The 19,040-nt window shown below is 72.7% G+C and carries 17 protein-coding genes; 9 read left to right on the top strand and 8 right to left on the bottom strand.

Annotation, left to right across the window (positions count from 1 at the left end; translation table 11 throughout):
* Positions 1-2 precede the first annotated feature (2 nt).
* The gene (locus ABZ154_RS20730) at positions 3-140 is read right to left on the bottom strand and encodes a hypothetical protein (protein ID WP_356834619.1); all 138 of its coding nucleotides are present in this window, start codon (positions 138-140) and stop codon (positions 3-5) included.
* Positions 141-364: 224 nt separating this feature from the next.
* A complete protein-coding gene (locus ABZ154_RS20725) occupies positions 365-763 on the bottom strand; it encodes a hypothetical protein (protein WP_356834617.1) in 399 nt (132 codons plus the stop codon).
* 203 nt (positions 764-966) lie between these two features.
* On the opposite strand from ABZ154_RS20725, the gene ABZ154_RS20720 reads away from it, so the two are divergent.
* The 4 genes from ABZ154_RS20720 to fxsA all read left to right on the top strand — a co-directional run bounded on the left by ABZ154_RS20720 (position 967) and on the right by fxsA (position 5,104).
* Entirely contained in the window at positions 967-1,407 is a 441-nt protein-coding gene (locus ABZ154_RS20720) for an Lrp/AsnC family transcriptional regulator (protein WP_015607305.1), read from the top strand.
* A gap of 46 nt (positions 1,408-1,453) precedes the next feature.
* Positions 1,454-3,100: an amidohydrolase gene (locus ABZ154_RS20715; RefSeq protein ID WP_356834615.1), complete on the top strand. Its 1,647-nt coding sequence runs from the start codon at positions 1,454-1,456 to the stop codon at positions 3,098-3,100.
* A 549-nt stretch (positions 3,101-3,649) separates the two neighbouring features.
* The gene (locus ABZ154_RS20710; protein WP_356834613.1) at positions 3,650-4,417 is read left to right on the top strand and encodes a polyprenol monophosphomannose synthase; all 768 of its coding nucleotides are present in this window, start codon (positions 3,650-3,652) and stop codon (positions 4,415-4,417) included.
* A gap of 75 nt (positions 4,418-4,492) precedes the next feature.
* Entirely contained in the window at positions 4,493-5,104 is a 612-nt protein-coding gene (gene fxsA / locus ABZ154_RS20705; protein ID WP_356834611.1) for an FxsA family membrane protein, read from the top strand.
* A 153-nt stretch (positions 5,105-5,257) separates the two neighbouring features.
* Here fxsA and ABZ154_RS20700 read toward each other — a convergent pair whose 3' ends face one another.
* From ABZ154_RS20700 to ABZ154_RS20685, 4 genes are all read right to left on the bottom strand, one after another.
* On the bottom strand, positions 5,258-5,632 hold the full coding sequence (locus ABZ154_RS20700; protein WP_003959706.1) for an RNA polymerase-binding protein RbpA: 375 nt from the start codon (positions 5,630-5,632) through the stop codon (positions 5,258-5,260).
* A 266-nt stretch (positions 5,633-5,898) separates the two neighbouring features.
* Positions 5,899-7,272 carry an MFS transporter gene (locus ABZ154_RS20695; protein WP_356834609.1) on the bottom strand — a complete coding sequence of 458 codons (1,374 nt, stop codon included), beginning with the start codon at positions 7,270-7,272 and terminating at the stop codon, positions 5,899-5,901.
* A gap of 46 nt (positions 7,273-7,318) precedes the next feature.
* The gene (locus ABZ154_RS20690) at positions 7,319-8,083 is read right to left on the bottom strand and encodes a glycerophosphodiester phosphodiesterase family protein (RefSeq protein WP_356834607.1); all 765 of its coding nucleotides are present in this window, start codon (positions 8,081-8,083) and stop codon (positions 7,319-7,321) included.
* Positions 8,080-8,775 (bottom strand): hypothetical protein, encoded by a 696-nt coding sequence (locus ABZ154_RS20685; protein WP_356834605.1) that lies wholly within the window; start codon positions 8,773-8,775, stop codon positions 8,080-8,082. The genes ABZ154_RS20690 and ABZ154_RS20685 overlap by 4 nt, the downstream gene beginning before the upstream one ends.
* Before the next feature lie 102 nt (positions 8,776-8,877).
* On the opposite strand from ABZ154_RS20685, the gene ABZ154_RS20680 reads away from it, so the two are divergent.
* Entirely contained in the window at positions 8,878-10,377 is a 1,500-nt protein-coding gene (locus ABZ154_RS20680; RefSeq protein WP_356834603.1) for a PLP-dependent aminotransferase family protein, read from the top strand.
* A gap of 84 nt (positions 10,378-10,461) precedes the next feature.
* Here ABZ154_RS20680 and ABZ154_RS20675 read toward each other — a convergent pair whose 3' ends face one another.
* Both ABZ154_RS20675 and ABZ154_RS20670 read right to left on the bottom strand, forming a co-directional pair.
* The gene (locus ABZ154_RS20675) at positions 10,462-12,102 is read right to left on the bottom strand and encodes a hypothetical protein (RefSeq protein ID WP_356834601.1); all 1,641 of its coding nucleotides are present in this window, start codon (positions 12,100-12,102) and stop codon (positions 10,462-10,464) included.
* A gap of 37 nt (positions 12,103-12,139) precedes the next feature.
* Positions 12,140-12,334: a hypothetical protein gene (locus ABZ154_RS20670; protein ID WP_003970432.1), complete on the bottom strand. Its 195-nt coding sequence runs from the start codon at positions 12,332-12,334 to the stop codon at positions 12,140-12,142.
* Positions 12,335-12,656: 322 nt separating this feature from the next.
* On the opposite strand from ABZ154_RS20670, the gene ABZ154_RS20665 reads away from it, so the two are divergent.
* From ABZ154_RS20665 to ABZ154_RS20650, 4 genes are all read left to right on the top strand, one after another.
* On the top strand, positions 12,657-13,049 hold the full coding sequence (locus ABZ154_RS20665; protein ID WP_356834599.1) for an ankyrin repeat domain-containing protein: 393 nt from the start codon (positions 12,657-12,659) through the stop codon (positions 13,047-13,049).
* A gap of 290 nt (positions 13,050-13,339) precedes the next feature.
* Positions 13,340-14,758, top strand: coding sequence for a HEAT repeat domain-containing protein (locus ABZ154_RS20660; protein WP_356834597.1), 1,419 nt, complete (start codon positions 13,340-13,342; stop codon positions 14,756-14,758).
* Between the two features lie 55 nt (positions 14,759-14,813).
* Positions 14,814-15,386 (top strand): DUF4240 domain-containing protein, encoded by a 573-nt coding sequence (locus ABZ154_RS20655; protein ID WP_356834595.1) that lies wholly within the window; start codon positions 14,814-14,816, stop codon positions 15,384-15,386.
* 51 nt (positions 15,387-15,437) lie between these two features.
* Positions 15,438-19,040 (top strand): hydantoinase B/oxoprolinase family protein, encoded by a 3,603-nt coding sequence (locus tag ABZ154_RS20650; RefSeq protein WP_356834593.1) that lies wholly within the window; start codon positions 15,438-15,440, stop codon positions 19,038-19,040.

Here is a 19,040-nt window from a genome sequence, read left to right as displayed (position 1 = left end):
CTCTAGGGGGTGTCCGACCAGGCGGGGAGCGCGGCGGCCTGGTTCCACTCCTGGTCCCGGTAGCCCGGCACGGTCCGGCCGCTGCCGCGCCAGTCCCGCAGCAGGGCGCTGTAGATGGGTGGATCGACGGGGGAGGCCATCGGGGAGTTCCCCGTCGACCGGCGCAGCGGCTGCGGAACCGATTCTTCGGCGGCCGGAGGAGCGAGACGGCGGCGACCCGAGCCGACTGGTGAATGCAGCGTCGTCATGCGGGGTCAACGCGCCGGAGCGGGCCCGGGTCACTGCCGTCCCGAACCGAGTGCCAGTTCGGCGGGTGCCCGGGGGCGCACCCGCCCGGAACGTCCCTACGGCCGCAGGCGGCGGCTCAGGCGGCCTCGCGCCGCATCCGGGGCACCCGCAGCGGGCGGGAGCCGGGGCCGCCGGCGTGGGAGAAGGGTTGCATCCGCCAGTCGAGCCCCTGGGGGAGCGTCAGCAGCAGCGCCGCCTCCTGCTCCTGGGGCTCCAGCGTCTCGTCGGCGGGCCGGGCGTCCGCCGCGACGCGGCCGGTGCCGGAGCAGACGGTGAGCACGAACGGGTTCCACGGAGTGGGGCACCGGGCGTGCTCCGGCAGGACGTCCTCGTCGGCGAGCAGCGCGATCGGCTGGGCGCAGTCCGGGCAGACCACCCGGAACATCTCGAACATGTCGTACACATCGGCGCCGTCGTCCTCGTCGGGATCGACGGGCTCCGGTTCGGTACGTCCGGTGAGCTTCATGCTCTGCATGAGATCTTCCCCCCTCGGGTGGGCCGGCACAGCGCCACGGCCTCGACCACAGCAAGCACTTCCCTCCGCTCGCGGGCGGTAACCGCGCGGGGGCCCGCTACCGACCCGTAGCTCTGTGGTGTTCGTCACATGCCCCCCGCAGGTGCCGTTCCGTGACCCGCGCGACTGTGCCGACAGGCACTCGGGGCCATAGGTTGATCCGCATGGAGGAGCTGGACCGTCAGATCGTGGAGTTGCTCGTCAAGGACGGGCGGATGAGCTACACCGACCTGGGCAAGGCCACCGGCCTGTCCACCTCGGCCGTTCATCAGCGCGTCCGCAGGCTTGAGCAGCGCGGGGTGATCCGCGGCTATGCCGCGGTCGTCGACCCCGAGGCCGTCGGGCTGCCCCTCACCGCGTTCATCTCGGTGAAGCCGTTCGACCCCAGCGCGCCCGACGACATCGCGGAGCGGCTCGCGGGCGTACCGGAGCTGGAGGCCTGTCACAGCGTCGCCGGGGACGAGAACTACATCCTCAAGGTGCGCGTGGCGACCCCGCTGGAGCTGGAGCACCTGCTCACCAGGATCCGTACGCTGGCGGGCGTCTCGACCCGGACGACCGTGGTCCTGTCCACGCCGTACGAGGCGCGGCCCCCGCGCGTCTGAGGGGGCCGCGGGCCTGCCGGGACCCGGCAGGCGCGAGACTGGTCCCATGACCGAGAGCACCGCCCCCCAGAGCGCCCCCGAACACCGCACCCTCCTGCTGCGCGGGGGAGACGTCCACAGCCCGGCCGACCCGTTCGCCACCGCGATGGTCGTCGAACGCGGGCATGTCGCCTGGGTGGGCTCCGAAGGGGCCGCCGACGCCTTCGTCAGCGGCGTCGACGAAGTCGTCGACCTGGAGGGCGCCCTGGTCACCCCGGCGTTCACCGACGCCCACGTCCACACCACCGCCACCGGACTGGCCCTCACCGGACTCGACCTCTCCGGCGCCCGTACGCTCTCCGAAGCCCTCGGCCTCGTCCGTGCGTTCGCGAACCGGCGCGCCCCCTCCGACGTCCTGCTCGGGCACGGCTGGGACGCCGCGCGGTGGCCCGAACAGCGTCACCCCTCGCGTGCCGAGCTCGACGAGGCGTCGGGCGGCCGCGCCCTGTACCTGCCCCGGATCGACGTGCACTCCGCCGTCGTCACCACTGCCCTGCTGGACCTCGTCCCGGGCGTCACCGTGCTGGCCGGATACCACCCCGACGCGCCGCTGACCGGCGACGCCCACCACGCCGTACGCGCCGCCGCGCATGCCGCGCTCGCCCCCGCGCAGCGGACGGCCGCCCAGCGCGCCGCACTCGACCACGCCGCCTCCCTCGGCATCGGCGCCCTCCACGAGTGCGGCGGACCCGAGATCTCCGACGAGGAGGACTTCACCTCGCTCCTGGCCCTCGCCGCCGAGCGGCCCGGGCCCCGGGTCTTCGGCCTCTGGGCCGAGGAGATCGCCGACGAGAAGGGTGCCCGCCGCATCCGGGAGCTCGGCGCGATCGGCGCGGCCGGAGACCTCTTCGTGGACGGCTCCCTCGGCTCGCACACCGCCTGCCTGCACGAGCCGTACGCCGACGACCCGCAGACCGGCACCGCCCACCTGGACGCCGCCCGGATCGCCGCCCATGTCACCGCCTGCACCGAGGCCGGCCTCCAGGCGGGCTTCCACGCCATCGGCGACGCGGCCGTCACCGCCGTCGTGGAGGGCGTACGGGCCGCCGCCGGGACGCTCGGCCTCGCCCGGATCCGCGCCGCCCGCCACCGGGTCGAGCACGCCGAGATGCTCACCCCCGAGACGATCGCCGCCTTCGCCGAGCTGGGGCTCACCGCCTCCGTCCAGCCCGCCTTCGACGCCGCCTGGGGCGGCCCCGAGGGCATGTACGCCCAGCGCCTGGGCGCGCCGCGGGCCGCTACCCTGAACCCGTACGCCGCCCTCCTGCGCGCCGGAGTGCCGCTCGCCTTCGGTTCCGACAGCCCGGTCACCCCGCTCGACCCGTGGGGGACCGTCCGGGCCGCCGCCCACCACCGCACCCCCGGGCACCGCATCTCCGTCCGGGCCGGCTTCACCGCGCACACCCGGGGCGGCTGGCGGGCCATCGGCCGCGACGACGCCGGGCTCCTGGTGCCGGGTGCGCCCGCCGACTACGCCGTCTGGCGGACCGCCGAACTCCTGGTCCAGGCCCCCGACGACCGGGTCGCCCGGTGGTCCACGGATCCCCGTTCCGGAACGCCCGGGCTGCCGGATCTGACCCCCGGCGCCGAACTGCCGGTCTGCCTGCGGACGGTGGTCTCCGGACAAACGGTCTACGTGCGCCCGAACGAGTGACGTCGGGGGATTCCGTACCGCCGATCGATGGCTCGGGCACGCGTTCACGACCTGCGTATCCCGGGCATTGACCAGGCGATATGGGCAAAAGCCGCAGGTCGCACGGGTGTTGACAGAACGCGCCCACGGGCCGGTAGGTTCGGCCGGGTCCACCACAGGACGTCCGACCGGTGAAACCTCCACGCAGTCGTCGAACGCCGCTGGGTCATGGGGTGGTGTGCCGCACCGGCTCACCACCCCTGACAGCCAGGTTCAGCGCCCGCGCCTCGGGGGCGAGGGAAGGTTTCAGCCGGACGGAGGGTGCGACCCGGGTGGGGCCCGGACGTTCAGTAGACAACGGCTTTCGGTCGACCCGCAGCCAGCGGGCCCCAGGTCGGCCCGAAGGGCGCCGGGCCCCGATCCGCAGTTCCGCACGTGTCGTCACGTGCTTCTGTCCGCAGTTCCCTCCTTCTGCCCGGCCTGTGCCACGCGCCCGCAGGGCCGCGTAGGAGCCCAGCGGCGGTGCGCTGGATATGGTGTCCCCCTGTGTACGGACTTTAAGGGGCAGTAGTGAACGACGGCGGTCAGAGGCAGTTCGGCCCGCTCGGCAAGGTCCTGGTGATCATTCCGACCTACAACGAGGTCGAGAACATCAGGCCGATCGTCGACCGGGTGCGCACGGCCGTGCCGGATGCCGACATCCTGGTGGCCGACGACAACAGCCCCGACGGCACCGGAAAGGCGGCCGACGAGATCGCGACCGCCGACGAGCAGGTCCACGTCCTGCACCGCAAGGGCAAGGAAGGGCTCGGCGCCGCCTACCTCGCGGGCTTCGCCTGGGGCACCGAGCGCGGCTACGGCGTCCTCGTCGAGATGGACGCCGACGGCTCCCACCAGCCCGAGGAGCTGCCCCGGCTGCTCACCGCGCTCAAGGGCGCCGACCTCGTCCTCGGCTCCCGCTGGGTACCCGGCGGCCGGGTCGTCAACTGGCCCAAGAGCCGCGAGGTCATCTCCCGCGGCGGCAGCCTGTACTCCCGCCTCGCACTCGGCCTCTCGGTCCGCGACGTCACCGGCGGTTACCGCGCCTTCCGGACCGAGACCCTCCAGGGCCTCGGGCTCGACGAGGTCGCCTCCCAGGGGTACTGCTTCCAGGTCGACCTGGCCCGCCGCTCCGTCGAGGCCGGCTACCACGTGGTCGAGGTTCCCATCACCTTCGTGGACCGCGAGGTCGGCGACTCCAAGATGAGCCGGGACATCCTCGTCGAGGCGCTGTGGCGGGTCACCGCCTGGGGCGTCACCTCCCGCGCCAACAAGGTCCTGGGCCGCAGGAAATCCTGACCCCCCGGCGTGCACGGGTCGGTCCATGATCACCCCCTTACGCCGCTTCCACCTCCGTACGGGCACACTGGTTGCATGACGACCGGCACTCCGCCCCCGACCCGTCCCCGGCGCTCGCGCGCCCGTAGATTCCTGCCGCTGGCCCTCGCCGCCTGGCTGGTCCTGGAGATCTGGCTCCTGACCGTGGTCGCCTCGGCCGCCGGCGGGCTCACCGTCCTGCTGCTCCTGGTCGCCGGGGCGGTGCTCGGCACCGTGGTGATCAAGCGCGCCGGGCGCCGCGCCTTCAAGAACCTCACCGAGACCCTTCAGCAGATGCCGGGGCAGCCCGGCGCCACGGAGGCCCCGCAGGTCACCGGCGGGAAGGCCTCCAAGGGCAACGGGCTGCTGATGCTCGGCGGCCTGCTGCTCCTGATCCCCGGCCTGATCTCGGACGTGGCCGGCCTCCTCCTGCTGGTCCCGCCGATCCGCACCCTGATCAGCCGCCGTGCGGAACGGACCCTGGAGCGCCGCATGCGGGCCGCGTCCCCCGGCGGCCTCTCGGATGCCTTCCAGCAGGCCCGTATGCACCGGCCGGACGGAAAGGTCGTCCAGGGGGAAGTCATCCGCGAGGACGGCACGCGGCCCCCTTCCCGCCCCTCAGGCCCCGACGACGACCCCCGGGGCCCGCGCCCGCCGCTCACCCCCTGACGTCGGACATGCGGCGTCGGACATGCCAAGAGCCGCGGGCCGTGACACATGTTCTGTGTCACGGCCCGCGGCTCTTGCTGCTGTGCTGTTGTCGCGCTCGGTGCGGTGGTTTCGCTGAGTGCGGTGATACGCGGTGCGGTGGCGCTACGCGGGTCAGGCAGACTTCCTGCTGTCCCGCGGGTGCACGGCGATGTTCATGGCTCCGGAGCGCAGAACCGCCAGCCTCTCGGCCAGCACCTCCTCCAGCTCCTCGCGGGTGCGCCGCTCCATGAGCATGTCCCAGTGCGTACGCGCAGGCTTGCCCTTCTTCTCCTCGGGGCCATCCCCGTCCACCAGGAGTGCCTGGGCGCCGCACGCCTTGCACTCCCACTCCGGCGGAATCTCCGCCTCCACCGAGAACGGCATCTCGAATCGATGTCCGTTCTGGCATGCGTACTCCACCGCCTGGCGCGGGGCCAGATCGATGCCGCGGTCCGTCTCGTAGCTGGTAACCACAAGTCGCGTGCCGCGAAGAGCTCGCTCACTCATGAATCGTGCCTCCCGGGCTTGTCGCCCACAGGACAAAATGTCGCTGTCGTCGTCATCCGGTCAACGTCCGGTCGCTGGCAAAGATTCCCGTCGCCGGTCATGCGTCGCCCGTTCGTGCCGCTGCTTTGTCTGGGTTGAGTACCCACCCTTGCCCGGTTTGTCACCTCTGGAGGGTGTTGTCACCCAACGGTTGAGCTGCTTCCACTCGCAGTAACGGTCCTCCGGGCAGGCCAAAGGCGTACACTACCGGCCTTTGACTTCAACGTCTAAACCCGTTCCGGCACGGGGTTGCCCGCGGCTGCGATCGCACGCCGTACGGGCACCCGCGCGAGCAGCACCGCGCCGAGGGCGAAGAACACGATCAGGGAGATGATCGCCTCCCGGTAACTGCCGGTCAGCTGGTACGCCAGACCGAACACCAGGGGCCCCAGCCAGCTCAGACCACGGTCGCTCATCTCGTACGCCGAGAAGTATTCGGCCTCCTTGCCCCGCGGCACCAGATGGGAGAACAGGGAGCGGGACAGGGCCTGGCTGCCGCCCAGCACCAGTCCGATGGCTGCCGCGAGAACGAAGAAGAAGACGGGCGCGTCGGCGGGCAGCAGGTAGGCGGCGATCAGGATCGCGGTCCACACGACGAGCGAGCCCAGGATCGTGCGCTTGGCGCCGTACACCCGCGCGAGCCGCCCCATGGAGAGCGCCCCCGCCACCGCCAGGATCTGCACCAGCAGGACGGCGACGATCAGGGTCGTCTGGTCGAGGCCCAGCTCCTCGGAGCCATACAGGGAGGCCTGGGAGATCACCGTCTGGATGCCGTCGTTGTAGACGAGGTACGCGAGCAGGAACGAGAGCGTCAGCGGATGGCGCCGCATGTCCTTCAGGGTCGCCCGCAGCTGTTTCCAGCCGGAACCGACCGCCCCCTCGCCGTCCGGCGCTACCCGCCGGTCGCGCAGCCGGCGCAGCGGTACGAGTGTGAACGCGCCCCACCACACACCCGCCGACGCGAGGCAGATCCGTACCGCGTCGGACTCCGCGAGTCCGAAGGACTCATGGCCGGTGTACAGGATCAGGTTGAGGACGAGGACCAGGGCGCCCGAGGTGTAGCCGAAGGCCCAGCCGCGCGAGGAGACCGCGTCCCGCTCCTCCGGCTCGGCGATCTGCGGCAGATAGGCGTTGTAAAGGACCATCGACACGGAGATCGACGCGTTGGCCACGATCAGCAGGAACGCGCCCAGCAGATAACGGTGGCCGTCCAGGAAGAACATCCCCGCTGTCGCCGCGGCACCTGTATAGGCGGCCGCCGCCAGCAGTGGCTTCTTACGGCCCGTACGGTCCGCTGCCGCGCCCACGATCGGCATCAGGATCACGGCCACGACGATGGAGGCCGACACCGAGTACGCGAACAGCGAGCCCGCGCGCACGGGTATGCCCAGCGGGTGGACGAAGCCCTCGGCATCGGCCGCCGCCTTGGCGATCGACGTCAGATACGGACCGAGGAAGACGGTCAGCACGCTGGTGGAGTAGACGGAACAGGCGAAGTCGTAGAAGTACCAGCCGTGCTGTTCACGCTTGAGGGCGGCTGCCGACCCCTTGCCCGGTGGCTGCCCCGCCGGATCGGCCGTCCCTGTGGTCCCGGTGCTCAACCCGCGCCCCCTCGATCGTCGCGTGCGGACGCGGACGGGCCCGGCGTCAGGCCCAGGCCCCTCGCTCGCTCAGCACCGTACGCAGCGTCTCGATGTGATCGGTCATGATGCCATCCACCCCGAGGTCCAGGAGGGCCGCCATCCGTTCGGGCTCGTTGACCGTCCAGACGTGCACCTGGAGCCCCAGCGCGTGCGCCGTACGCACGAAGCGCGCGTCGACGACCGGGATGCCGCTCTGCCGCTCCGGAACCTGCGCGCAGACCGCGCCCGCGCGCAGCGCCGCGGCGATCCCGTACGAGCGCAGCCGCAGCCCCAGGACCCCGCGTACCCCGTACGAGGTGGCCAGGCGCGGGCCCGCCAGGCGGTGCGCACGGGCCACCCGGGACTCCGAGAACGAGCCGACGCAGACCCGGTCCCAGGCGTCGGTCCTGCGGATCAGCTCCAGGAGGGGTTCCAGCGCCGGCTCCGCCTTGACGTCCACGTTCCAGCGGGCCTCGGGGAACTCCTCCAGCAGTTCCTCGAAGAGAGGGAGGGGCTCGGTGCCCCCGATCCTGGCCCCGCGCACCTCACTCCATGGCAGCGCGGAGATCCTGCCCCGGGCGTCGGTGACCCGGTCGAGCGTCGCGTCGTGGAAGGCGACGAGGCGGCCGTCCGCCGTGGTGTGGACGTCGGTCTCGAAGTAGCGGTAGCCCGCGGCGGCCGCCCGGCGGAAGGCGGCCGCGCTGTTCTCCACGCCGTCCGCCGCCCCGCCGCGGTGGGCGAAGGCGAGTGTCGACGGGTGGTCGAGATAGGGGTGGCGGCTCGGTTTCACTGCGGCAGTATGGCCTGCCCGGACGGAGGGGTGGCAAGGGGGCCGGGTCCGGCGGGAGACGCGGGGGTGACCGTCGCCGCGGCGGGAGCGGGGAGTTCGAAGACCCGCAGGAAGAGCTGGGCCAGCGGGCCGATCGCCAGGGCGTACAGGACCGTACCGGCCCCCAGTGAGCCGCCCAGCAGGAAGCCGGTGACGACGACGGCCACCTCGATCCCCGTACGGACCAGCCGGATGGAGCCGCCCGTGACCCGGTTCAGCCCGGTCATCAGCCCGTCGCGCGGGCCGGGGCCGAAGCGGGCCGAGATGTAGAGCCCGGTCGCCACCCCGTTGAGCACGATGCCCAGGACCATCACCGGGATCCGGATCCCGAAGCCGTCGAGATCGCCGACGAGGGCGAGCGTCCCGTCCATCGCCAGGCCGACCACGAAGACGTTCGAGACGGTGCCGAGCCCCGGGCGCTGCCGCAGCGGTATCCACAGCAGCAGCACGATCGCGCCGACGATGATCGAGACGACGCCTATCGAGATGCCGGTCAGCTCGGTGAGGCCCTGGTGCAGGACGCCCCACGGCTCCAGGCCGAGTCCGGCGCGGACAAGGAGCGCCGAACTCGCCCCGTACAGCGTCAGACCGACGTACAGCTGGACCAGCCGCCGGGTGAGGTGGGTGGCGCTCCGGGCGGTGGTGTCGGACACGTGTTGCCCCCTGGTGTGGTGGTAGTGGACTGCTGCATGTCACCCTGTGGCAGGGGATCGGTAGCCAACCATGGCCAATCCGAGGAAGGTGGACTGATTTCGATGGCTCAGTGGACTTCGACGGTGGGGGCGGCTCAGCTCGCCCGGCAGCTCCAGGCCCAGCACCCCCGGCCCACCGGCCCGGCCGGACGGAAGCCGCCCGCCTACCGCGCGCTCGCCGACGGCGTGCGGCTGCTGGTGCTGGAGGGCCGGGTCCCGGTCGCCGCCCGGCTGCCCGCCGAACGTGAACTCGCCCTCGCCCTCTCCGTCAGCCGCACCACCGTCGCCGCCGCCTACGAGGCGCTGCGCGCGGAGGGGTTCCTGGAGTCGCGGCGCGGCGCGGGCAGCTGGACCGCCGTCCCGGCCGGGAACCCGCTGCCCGCCCGCGGCCTCGAACCCCTGCCCCCGGAGTCGCTCGGCTCGATGATCGACCTCGGCTGCGCCTCCCTGCCCGCCCCCGAGCCCTGGCTGACCCGCGCCTTCCAGGGGGCGGTGGAGGAGCTGCCGCCGTACGCCCACACGCACGGCGACTACCCGGCCGGGCTGCCCGCGCTGCGTCAGACGATCGCCGACCGCTACACCGCGCTCGGCATCCCCACGATGCCCGAACAGATCATGGTCACCACCGGTGCGATGGGCGCCATCGACGCCATCTGCCACCTCTTCGCGGGCCGCGGAGAACGGATCGCGGTGGAGTCCCCTTCGTACGCCAACATCCTCCAGCTGATGCGGGAGACGGGCGCCCGCCTCGTCCCGGTCGCGATGGAGGAGGGCATCGGCGGCTGGGACATGAACCGGTGGCGCCAGGCGCTGCGGGACTCGGCCCCCCGGCTCGCCTATGTGGTGGCCGACTTCCACAACCCGACCGGCGCACTCGCCGACGAGCAGCAGCGGCGGGACCTGGTCGACGCCGCCCGCTCCGCCGGCACCGTCCTCGTCGTCGACGAGACGATGACCGAGCTCCGGCTGGACGCCGACATCGCCATGCCCCGCCGGGTCTGCGCCTTCGACCCGGCCGGCAGCACGGTGCTCACCGTCGGTTCGGCCAGCAAGGCGTTCTGGGCCGGGATGCGGATCGGCTGGGTCCGGGCGGCCCCGGACGTCATTCGCTCCCTGGTCTCCGCCCGTGCCTACGCGGACATGGGCACCCCGGTCCTGGAACAGCTCGCCATCGACTGGCTGATGGGTACGGGCGGCTGGGAGCAGGCGGTCGAGATCCGCCGGGACCAGGCAAGGGAGAACCGTGACGAGCTGGTCGCGGCCGTGCGCCGGGAGCTGCCGGACTGGGAGTTCGCGGTGCCGCGTGGCGGCCTGACCCTCTGGGTGCGCACGGGCGGCCTCTCCGGCTCCCGGCTGGCGGTGGCGGGCGAGCGCGTCGGCGTACGGGTGCCCTCCGGCCCGCGGTTCGGGGTCGACGGGGCGTTCGAGGGTTATGTGCGGCTGCCGTTCACGGTGGGCGGCCCGGTCGCGGAGGAGGCGGCGGTGCGGCTCGCGGCGGCGGTGGAGCTGGTGCGGTCGGGGGCGGGCGCGGGGGCGGACGCGCCACGGAGTTTCGTGGCCTGAGGGCCACGGGGAACGCCTGCGGGCGGGGAGCCGGCTGTCCGGCCCGTCTCCCCGCCCGCTGGGTCCTGCCTGCTGACGGGGGGCTCACCCCTCGGCGATCGCCGCCTGCGCCTTGGCCAGCTGCCCGGTCGGCGCCGCCTTCTCGGCCACCGGCACCTGCGCGGTGTCTTCGCCGTCGGCCGGTGCGTCGGGCTCGGCGGCCGGCTGCGGGGCGGAGGCGCCCGGCCGCTCCGGCAGCACGCCCAGCACCGCCTGCCGGTGCGTCTCGCTGGTGGCGTCGTCGTACGGGTCCGGGGTCGCCGGAACCTGGAGGCGCAGGACCGGCCCGGTGCCCAGGCGCGCGTACCCCCGACCCGCAGGGGCCTCCGGCGGCGGGGTCGTGTTCGGCCCGTCGCCCAGCACGGCGGTGATCTGCTCGCGGGACGCGGGGCCGAGGACGACGCGGGCCCGGGTGTGGGTCCGTACGGTCTCGGTGAGGGTCTCCAGGGCGTCGAACTGGTCGGCCAGGACGACGGTGACCCCGGCCGCCCGCCCGTGCCGCAGCGGCACCTGGAGCAGCTCCTGCGGGTCGGGCCTGCCGTCGGCCGCCGCGAGGTGGCCGAGGACGCCGGGCCGGTCCAGCAGGATCCAGAGCGGGCGCTTGATGTCCTCGGGGACGGGGTGGCCCCCTTGCCTGGCCCGGTTGGCGAAGATCAGCCGCCGTTCCGTCTCGTGTGCCGCCCACTCCAGGGTGGCCAGCGCCCCGCTGAGGCCGGACTCCACGGCGAGGACACCGGCGCAGCCGATGAGGGCGCCGTACTCACCCGTCCCGCTGCCGTCGACGATGAGGACATCGCCCTGCTGGAGGGCCTGGAGGGCGATGGAGCGGACCAGGGTGGTGGTGCCGCTGCCGGGCTGTCCGACGGCCAGGAGGTGGGGTTCGGTGGAGCGGTTGCCGGTCCGCCAGACGACAGGGGAGGCGTCCACGGTCGTGTCGCCGTCGCGCACCGGGACGGTGCGCCGGACCGCGTCGGGGTCGGTGAAGCCGAGGACCGTCTCGCCGGGGGCGGTGACGAAGCGCTGGGCGGCGATCGAGGTCGACAGGGGGGCCGGGACGCTCATGACGAGGCGGTTGGCCTCCTCGTCCCAGGCGAAGTGGTACTCGCGGGTGCGGCCCGACTTCGTGTGCAGCAGCTGTTCGATCCGCGACCGCGCGGCGGCCTCGCCGTCGGTGAAGTACGCCGGGTAGGAGACCTGGAGGCGGCAGATCCGCCCGTCGGCGTCGAAGGCGTACCCGTCGAAGGCCTTCTCCCAGTCGCCGCCGTGGGCGAAGAGCGGGTCGGGATCGTCGGGCACCGAGAAGTACGGCACCAGCGCCTCGTACAGCGCGCGGAGGCGGGTGGACTCCGCCTCGTCCGGGCCGGCCTTCACGGCGGTCCGCTCCCGCCCCTTCCACGCGGCGGCGCCCATCACCGTGATCAGGGCCAGGATCGGCCCGTACGGCACGAGCGCCACTGCCAGTACGCAGGACGCGGCCAGGAACAGCTTGGGACCACGCCGTTCCCTGGGTGTCGCGGCCCACTTCTGCCGGCCCGAGACGGCCAGCAGCCGCAGACCACGCAGGATCGTGATCAGCGGATGGAGCACATCGGTGGCACTGTCGGCGGCCGTACGCGCGATCTCTCTGCCGCGAGTGATCGAAGCGCCGCCGCTGCTCAGAATGCGGGGGAGTGGTCGCCGTGCCACAGCTGTCTCCTGAAGGGGTGGGAGCGGTTGCGGAGCGTCAGAACTTGATCCCGCCCAGCAGACCGGCGAGGCTCGCCCCGCCTGCCGTGATGCTCGGCGCGATCGCGGTGCCGGCCAGGTAGAAGCCGAACAGCGCGCAGACGATGGCGTGGGACGCCTTGAGCCCGTCCTTCTTGAAGAACAGGAAGACGACGATGGCGAGCAGTACCACGCCCGAGATGGAAAGGATCATGAGCGGATCTCCTGGTTGAGGGGACAGTCACCATGAGTCCTTCCAGGATCACGCGAAGTATCTATACGATAAAAGGTGTATTCGGGTGAATGCATAGCATTTTCACTTGACTGGCCGAGGGGAGCCTGTGGTCCGCGCGCGGTATTTCGCAGTCCGTGCCGGGCAGGAGTCACCCGCGGTGATCTTCTGCCGTATCCGGGCCCGGTCATGTCCGACCCGGAGCAGTACCCTGTCGATTCACTCGTACGGCCCCGTGCCGTACACCCCCCGGTCAACAGCGGCGGCGAGAGCCGCCGCACGGTCAAGGAAGGCGGCCCGCGCGATGAGCGAAACTCCCGATCCCGAGGTGGTCGAGCTGGCGACCAAGGTCTTCGACCTGGCCCGCACGGGCGAGACAGAGGCGCTCGCCGCGTACGTCGACGCCGGCGTCCCCGCCAACCTCACCAACGACCGGGGCGACTCGCTGCTGATGCTCGCCGCCTACCACGGGCACGCCGAGGCGGTCACCGCCCTCGTCGCCCGCGGCGCCGACCCGGACCGGTCCAACGACCGCGGCCAGACCCCGCTGGCCGGAGCCGTCTTCAAGAGTGAGGACGCCGTCGTCGAGGCCCTCCTCGCCGCGGGCGCCGACCCCGCCGCCGGAACACCGTCCGCGTGGGACACGGCCCAGATGTTCGGCAAGGCCGACCTGCTGGAACGCTTCGGTGCCCGTTGAGGGGGCGGCGGGCGCACCTGCGGGCGTGTCCGCCGAGAGGACCGCTGACCGGTCCGTCGTAAATGTGGTCGCGGTGGCGAAATGGCTGGGTCATCATGACGTCGCGGGTCCGTTTCGGGCCACCGACGAGAGGCAGAGGAAGATGCTCTACACCAAGCACCGGACGGCGGTCGGCCGATCATGTCGCTGCGCGGCGTAGGAGTGTCCCCCGGACACCCCCTCGTGCCCACGGGGCACGAGGCACTGCACAGTCCCGGTTGCGTCGACAGCTTGATGTGAGGCTTTCTCCCATGTTCGATCCGTTCATAGCGCCGAGCGGCACCCTGCTCGGCCTGCTGCAGAGGGGCCGCGGCGACGGCACGCTCCACGCGCTCGCCGCACCGCGCCCCGAGGCCCTCGCGGCCCTCAACCACTGCGTCGTGAGCGACCCCCGTCACGACTGGCAGGTGGAGAACCGCTCCCTCTACTACGCACGCCTGTACCTGGATCTCGACGGCGGTGTCGAGGAGATCGAGCGCCACCTCGGTGACCCCGACGATCACACGGACACCGACGACTCCCGTACCGGCCTCGCGCTCTCCGTTCTCGGCCACCTCGCTTCCTACGGACGTGACGACGCCCTGGCGCTGCTCCGCCGCTACGCGGCCACCGGGTCCAACTGGGCCTGGGCCCTGGACGAGCTCGCCCTGCGCGACGACGACGCGGGCCTGCGCTCCCTCGCCCTGCCCGTCCTGGGACGCTTCCCGGCCACCGCGGAAGGCACCGCCGAGCTCGCCGCCGCCGTACGCGACTCCTTCGAGCCGCGACCCTGGCGGCTCTGGGCCGACGACCCGCGCGAAGTGGTCGGCGCCCGCGTTCGGGCCGCCACCGAACAGGGCTCGTTCGACCGCTGGCAGCGCCAGATGCGCCCCGGTGGCCCCCGCCCCGGCTGGAGCGTCCAGGCCGTCTTCGACTGGGCCCAGCAAGCCCTGGAGCGCGGCAGTGAACTGCACGTCCCCGCAGCCCGCTGCCTCTCCGCCGTCGCCGGACCCGACGACCGTCCCCAGATCATCGAGGCCGCCCGCAACGGCTCCGAAGGCGCCCGCTGCGCCGCCCTGCACTACCTCGCCGAGGCGGCCGACCCAGCCGTCCTCGACCTCATCGAGGCCGCCGCCCTCAGCCCCGCCCGTACGGTCGCCGACGCGGCCGTCGCCGCCTTCGAGCGGATGGCCGGGGACGACGCCGTGGAACGCGCCCGGCGCTGGGCCCGGCGGCCCGACGCCCTCGGCGCCTCCGCCGCGGGGATCCTCGCCTGCCGCGGCACCGCCCAGGACGCTCCCCAAGTCCTCGGCGCGCTGCGGGAGGCCGTACGCGGCGACGGCCCCGACGCCCCCCGGCTCTGGACCCTCGTGGACGGCACCGGCCGCCTCGGTATCGCCTGCGCCGCCCCCGTACTGCGCCACGTCTACCGGGAGACGTCCTCCTCGCACCTGCGCGGCCGGGCCGCCCGGGCTCTCGCCGCCACCGACCCCTCCTTCGCGACCGGCTTCGCGGTGGAGTGCCTGTGGGACTGCGAGGAGACCACCCGCGAGGTGGCCGCCCTGCACGCCGAGACCGGAGACATCCGCGTCGCCGAACGCCTGCGCCGGCTCGCCGCCGACCCGGCCGAGGAGGCCGAGGTGCAGACCGCCGTACGGAGCCGGATCGGACCGGACGCACCGGCGCTCTGATCTTGCGCTTGTGTGGGGAGGGGAGTTGTCAGACCCCCCTCCTACGCTTCTCACCATGGACATCAACGCGTGGTGGGGGCTCGTCGGACGGGCACGTGAGGCGGCCGGGGACCGGGCGGACGACCGGGACCTGCCCGACGACCCCCTGCCGGGTGCGCTGACCGATGTGCTCGCGGCACTGGAGCCCGCCGAGCTCGTCGACTTCGCCGTGACGGCGTACGAGGTGACCGCGTCCGCCTACCGGTGGCCCTTGTGGAACGCGGCCTACCTCATCGAGGGCGGCTGCGGTGACGACGGATTCATGGACTTCCGCGACGGGCTCGTCCTGCTGGGGCGGGAGGTCTTCACCCGGGCGGTGGTTGAGCCCGACTCGCTGGCCGGGCTGCCCGTCGTGGTCCGCATGAGCCGTGAGGAGAGCGGCTGGATCGGCTACGAGTCGCTGGACGGGCCGGTGAAGGAGGCGTACGCACGCGCCGGGGGAGCGGCGGACGCCTTCCACGCGGCCGTTGAGGCGGCCGGCCGCGGCCGGATACGGACCGGGGAGCCGGGCGGCGACACCTGGGACGCCGAGGACGCCGACCTCACCCGGCGCCACCTGCCCCGGCTGGCGGCGCTCTTCCTGGACTGAGCGGGGCCGTCTCTTCCTGCGGGTTCGTGCCCGCGGGAACAGAATGGCGCCATGACCGGACGCTGGGAGTTCTGGATCGACCGGGGCGGCACCTTCACCGACGTGGTGGGCCGCCGCCCCGACGGCCGGCTGGTCACCCGCAAGCTCCTCTCGCACGACCCCGACCGCTACGACGACGCGGCCGTCGCCGGAATCCGCCTGCTCCTCGGCCTCGGCGACGGTGAACCCGTGCCCGCCGACCGGGTCGCCGCCGTCCGGATGGGCACCACCGTCGCCACCAACGCCCTGCTGGAGCGGCGCGGCGAGCCGACCGTCCTGCTCATCACCGAGGGCTTCCGGGACGCGCTGCGGATCGCGTACCAGAACCGCCCCCGCCTCTTCGACCGCCACATCGTCCTCCCGGAGGCCGTCCACGAGCGCGTGATCGAGGTCCCCGAACGTGTCGACGCCCAGGGGCACACCGTACGGCCCCTCGAACTCGACGCCGTACGCGAGCAGTTGCGCGCCGCGCACGCCGACGGGCTGCGCAGCGCCGCAGTCGTCCTGATGCACGGCTACCGTCACCCCGCCCACGAGAGGGCCGTCGCGGAAGCGGCCCGCGAGGCCGGGTTCACCCAGGTGAGCAGCTCCCACGAGGTCAGCCCGCTGATCAGACTCGTCCCCCGCGGCGACACCACGGTCGTCGACGCCTACCTCTCACCCGTCCTGCGCCGGTACGTCGACGAGGTCGCCGCCCGCCTGGAAGGCATCCGGCTCCTGTTCATGCAGTCCAACGGCGGACTGCGCGAGGCCGCCCGGTTCCGCGGCAAGGACGCCGTCCTCTCCGGCCCGGCCGGGGGCGTCGTCGGCATGGTCCGCACGTCGCAGCAGGCCGGGCACGGCCGCGTGATCGGCTTCGACATGGGCGGCACCTCCACCGACGTGTCGCACTACGCGGGGGAGTTCGAAAGGGAGCTGGGCACCCAGGTCGCCGGGGTGCGGATGCGCGCCCCGATGATGAGCATCCACACCGTCGCGGCGGGCGGCGGCTCCCTGCTCCACTTCGACGGCCGCCGCTACCGCGTCGGGCCCGACTCCGCAGGCGCCGAACCGGGCCCCGCCTGCTACCGCCGCGGCGGCCCCCTCACCGTCACCGACGCCAACGTCATGCTCGGCCGCATCCAGCCCGCCCACTTCCCCGCCGTCTTCGGCCCCGACGGCGACCAGCCGCTCGACGCCGACACCGTCCGCGAGCAGTTCGCGGACCTCGCCGACGAGATCGGACGGGCCACCGGGCAGGACCGGCCGGCCGAGGCCGAGGTGGCGGCGGGCTTCCTGGAGATCGCCGTGCTCGACATGGCCAACGCCGTCAAGAAGATCTCCGTGCAGCGCGGCCACGACATCACCCGCTACGCCCTCACCGGCTTCGGCGGCGCGGGCGGCCAGCACGTCTGTGCCGTCGCCGACGCGCTGGGCATCGACACCGTCCTCGTACCGCCGCTCGCCGGGGTGCTCTCCGCGTACGGCATCGGCCTGGCCGACGCCACCGCGATGCGCGAACAGTCCGTGGAGGCGGAACTCGGCGAGACCGTACGGGAACGGGTCGAACAGCTCTGCGGGGAGCTGGCCGAACGCACCCGGGAGAACCTGCGCGCCGACGGAGTGCCCGATTCCGCGATCGGCACGCGCGCCCGGGTCCTGCTGCGGTACGCGGGGACGGACGCGGCGCTCGCCGTGGCCCTGGACTCCGTGTCCGCGATGAGCGAGGAGTTCACCGCCGCGCACCGGACCCGGTTCGGCTTCACGATGGACAAGCCGATCGTGGTCGAGACGGTCTCGGTGGAGGCCACGGGGACAACAGGGGAGCACGGCTCCGAGCGCCATGACCCCGCACCCCGCGAGGGTCCACTCCGGCCCCGCGACACCGTCACGATGTACGCCGGGGGCCGGGAGCAGCAGGCCCCCCTCCACCGGCGCGAGGACCTCCACCCCACCGACACCGTCACCGGGCCCGCCGTCGTCGCGGAGGACGACGCCACCACCGTGGTCGACCCCGGCTGGCAGGCGGCGGGCAGCACCACCGGGCACCTGGTGCTCACCCGCGCCCGCCCCCGGCCGGACCGGACGGCGGTCGGCACCCGCGTGGACCCGGTGATGCTGGAGGTCTTCAACAGCCTCTTCATGTCGATCGCCGAACAGATGGGCGTCCGCCTGGAGAACACCGCCCACTCGGTCAACATCAAGGAGCGCCTCGACTTCTCCTGCGCCCTGTTCGACGCCGACGGCAACCTGATCGCCAACGCTCCGCACATCCCGGTGCACCTCGGCTCCATGGGCGAGTCCATCAAGGAGGTGCTCCGGCGCAACGAGGGCACCCTGCGCCCCGGGGACGTGTACGCCATCAACGACCCGTACCACGGGGGCACGCACCTGCCCGATGTCACCGTGGTGACCCCCGTGTTCGAGGAGGACGGGCTCCGCTTCCTGGTGGCCTCGCGCGGCCACCACGCCGAGATCGGCGGCACCACCCCCGGCTCCATGCCCGCCTTCAGCCGGACGATCCACGAGGAGGGCGTGCTCTTCGACAACTGGCTCCTGGTCCGCGACGGCACGCTCCGCGAGGCCGAGACCCGCGAACTGCTCACCTCCGCCCCGTACCCCTCCCGCTCCCCGGACACCAACCTCGCCGACCTCCGTGCCCAGATCGCCGCCAACGAGAAGGGCGTCGCGGAGCTCCGTCGCATGACCGACCAGTTCGGGGCCGACGTCGTGCAGGCCTATATGGGGCACGTCCAGGACAACGCGGAGGAGTCCGTACGCCGGATCATCGCCGGGCTCCACGACGGCAGCTTCCGCTACGAGACCGACGCCGGAGCTGTCATCCAGGTGGCGCTCACCGTCGACCGCGACGCCCGTAGTGCCGTCCTCGACTTCACCGGCACCTCGCCGCAGCAGCCCGGTAACGCCAACGCCCCCCGCTCGGTGGTGATGGCCGCCGTCCTGTACGTCTTCCGCACCCTCGTCGGGGAGGACATCCCGCTCAACAGCGGTTGCCTGAAGCCGCTGGACGTGCGGATTCCGCCCGGATCGATGCTCGACCCCACCTACCCGGCGGCGACCGTCGCGGGCAATGTGGAAACCTCCCAGGCCGTCACCGGAGCCCTGTACGGAGCGCTCGGCGGCCAGGCCGAGGGGTCGGGCACCATGAACAACCTCACCTTCGGCAACGACCGCGTCCAGTACTACGAGACGGTCGCCAGCGGCTCAGGGGCGGGCGAGGGCTTCGACGGCACCGATGCCGTCCAGACCCATATGACCAACTCCCGGCTCACCGACCCCGAGATCCTGGAGTGGCGGCTGCCCGTACTCCTGGAAGGCTTCGCCGTCCGGGAAGGCAGCGGGGGAGCGGGGCGGTGGCACGGCGGCGGGGGCGTGGAGCGCCGGATCCGCTTCCTGGAGCCGGTCACGGTGGCGCTCCTCTCCGGGCACCGCCGGATCCCGCCGTACGGAGCGGGGGGCGGGGAACCGGGGGCGCCAGGGGAGCAGTACATCGAGCGGGCGGACGGCGGCATCGACCGGCTGGAGGGGTGCGACACCGCTGAAATGGAGGCCGGTGACGTGCTGGTGGTGCGGACGCCGGGCGGCGGTGGGTACGGGCCAGGGGCCCGCCGGTGA

It is taken from the genome of Streptomyces sp. NPDC006261 (assembly GCF_040613515.1).
GTDB lineage: Bacteria > Actinomycetota > Actinomycetes > Streptomycetales > Streptomycetaceae > Streptomyces.
This window is presented reverse-complemented; position numbering and strand designations above follow the sequence as displayed.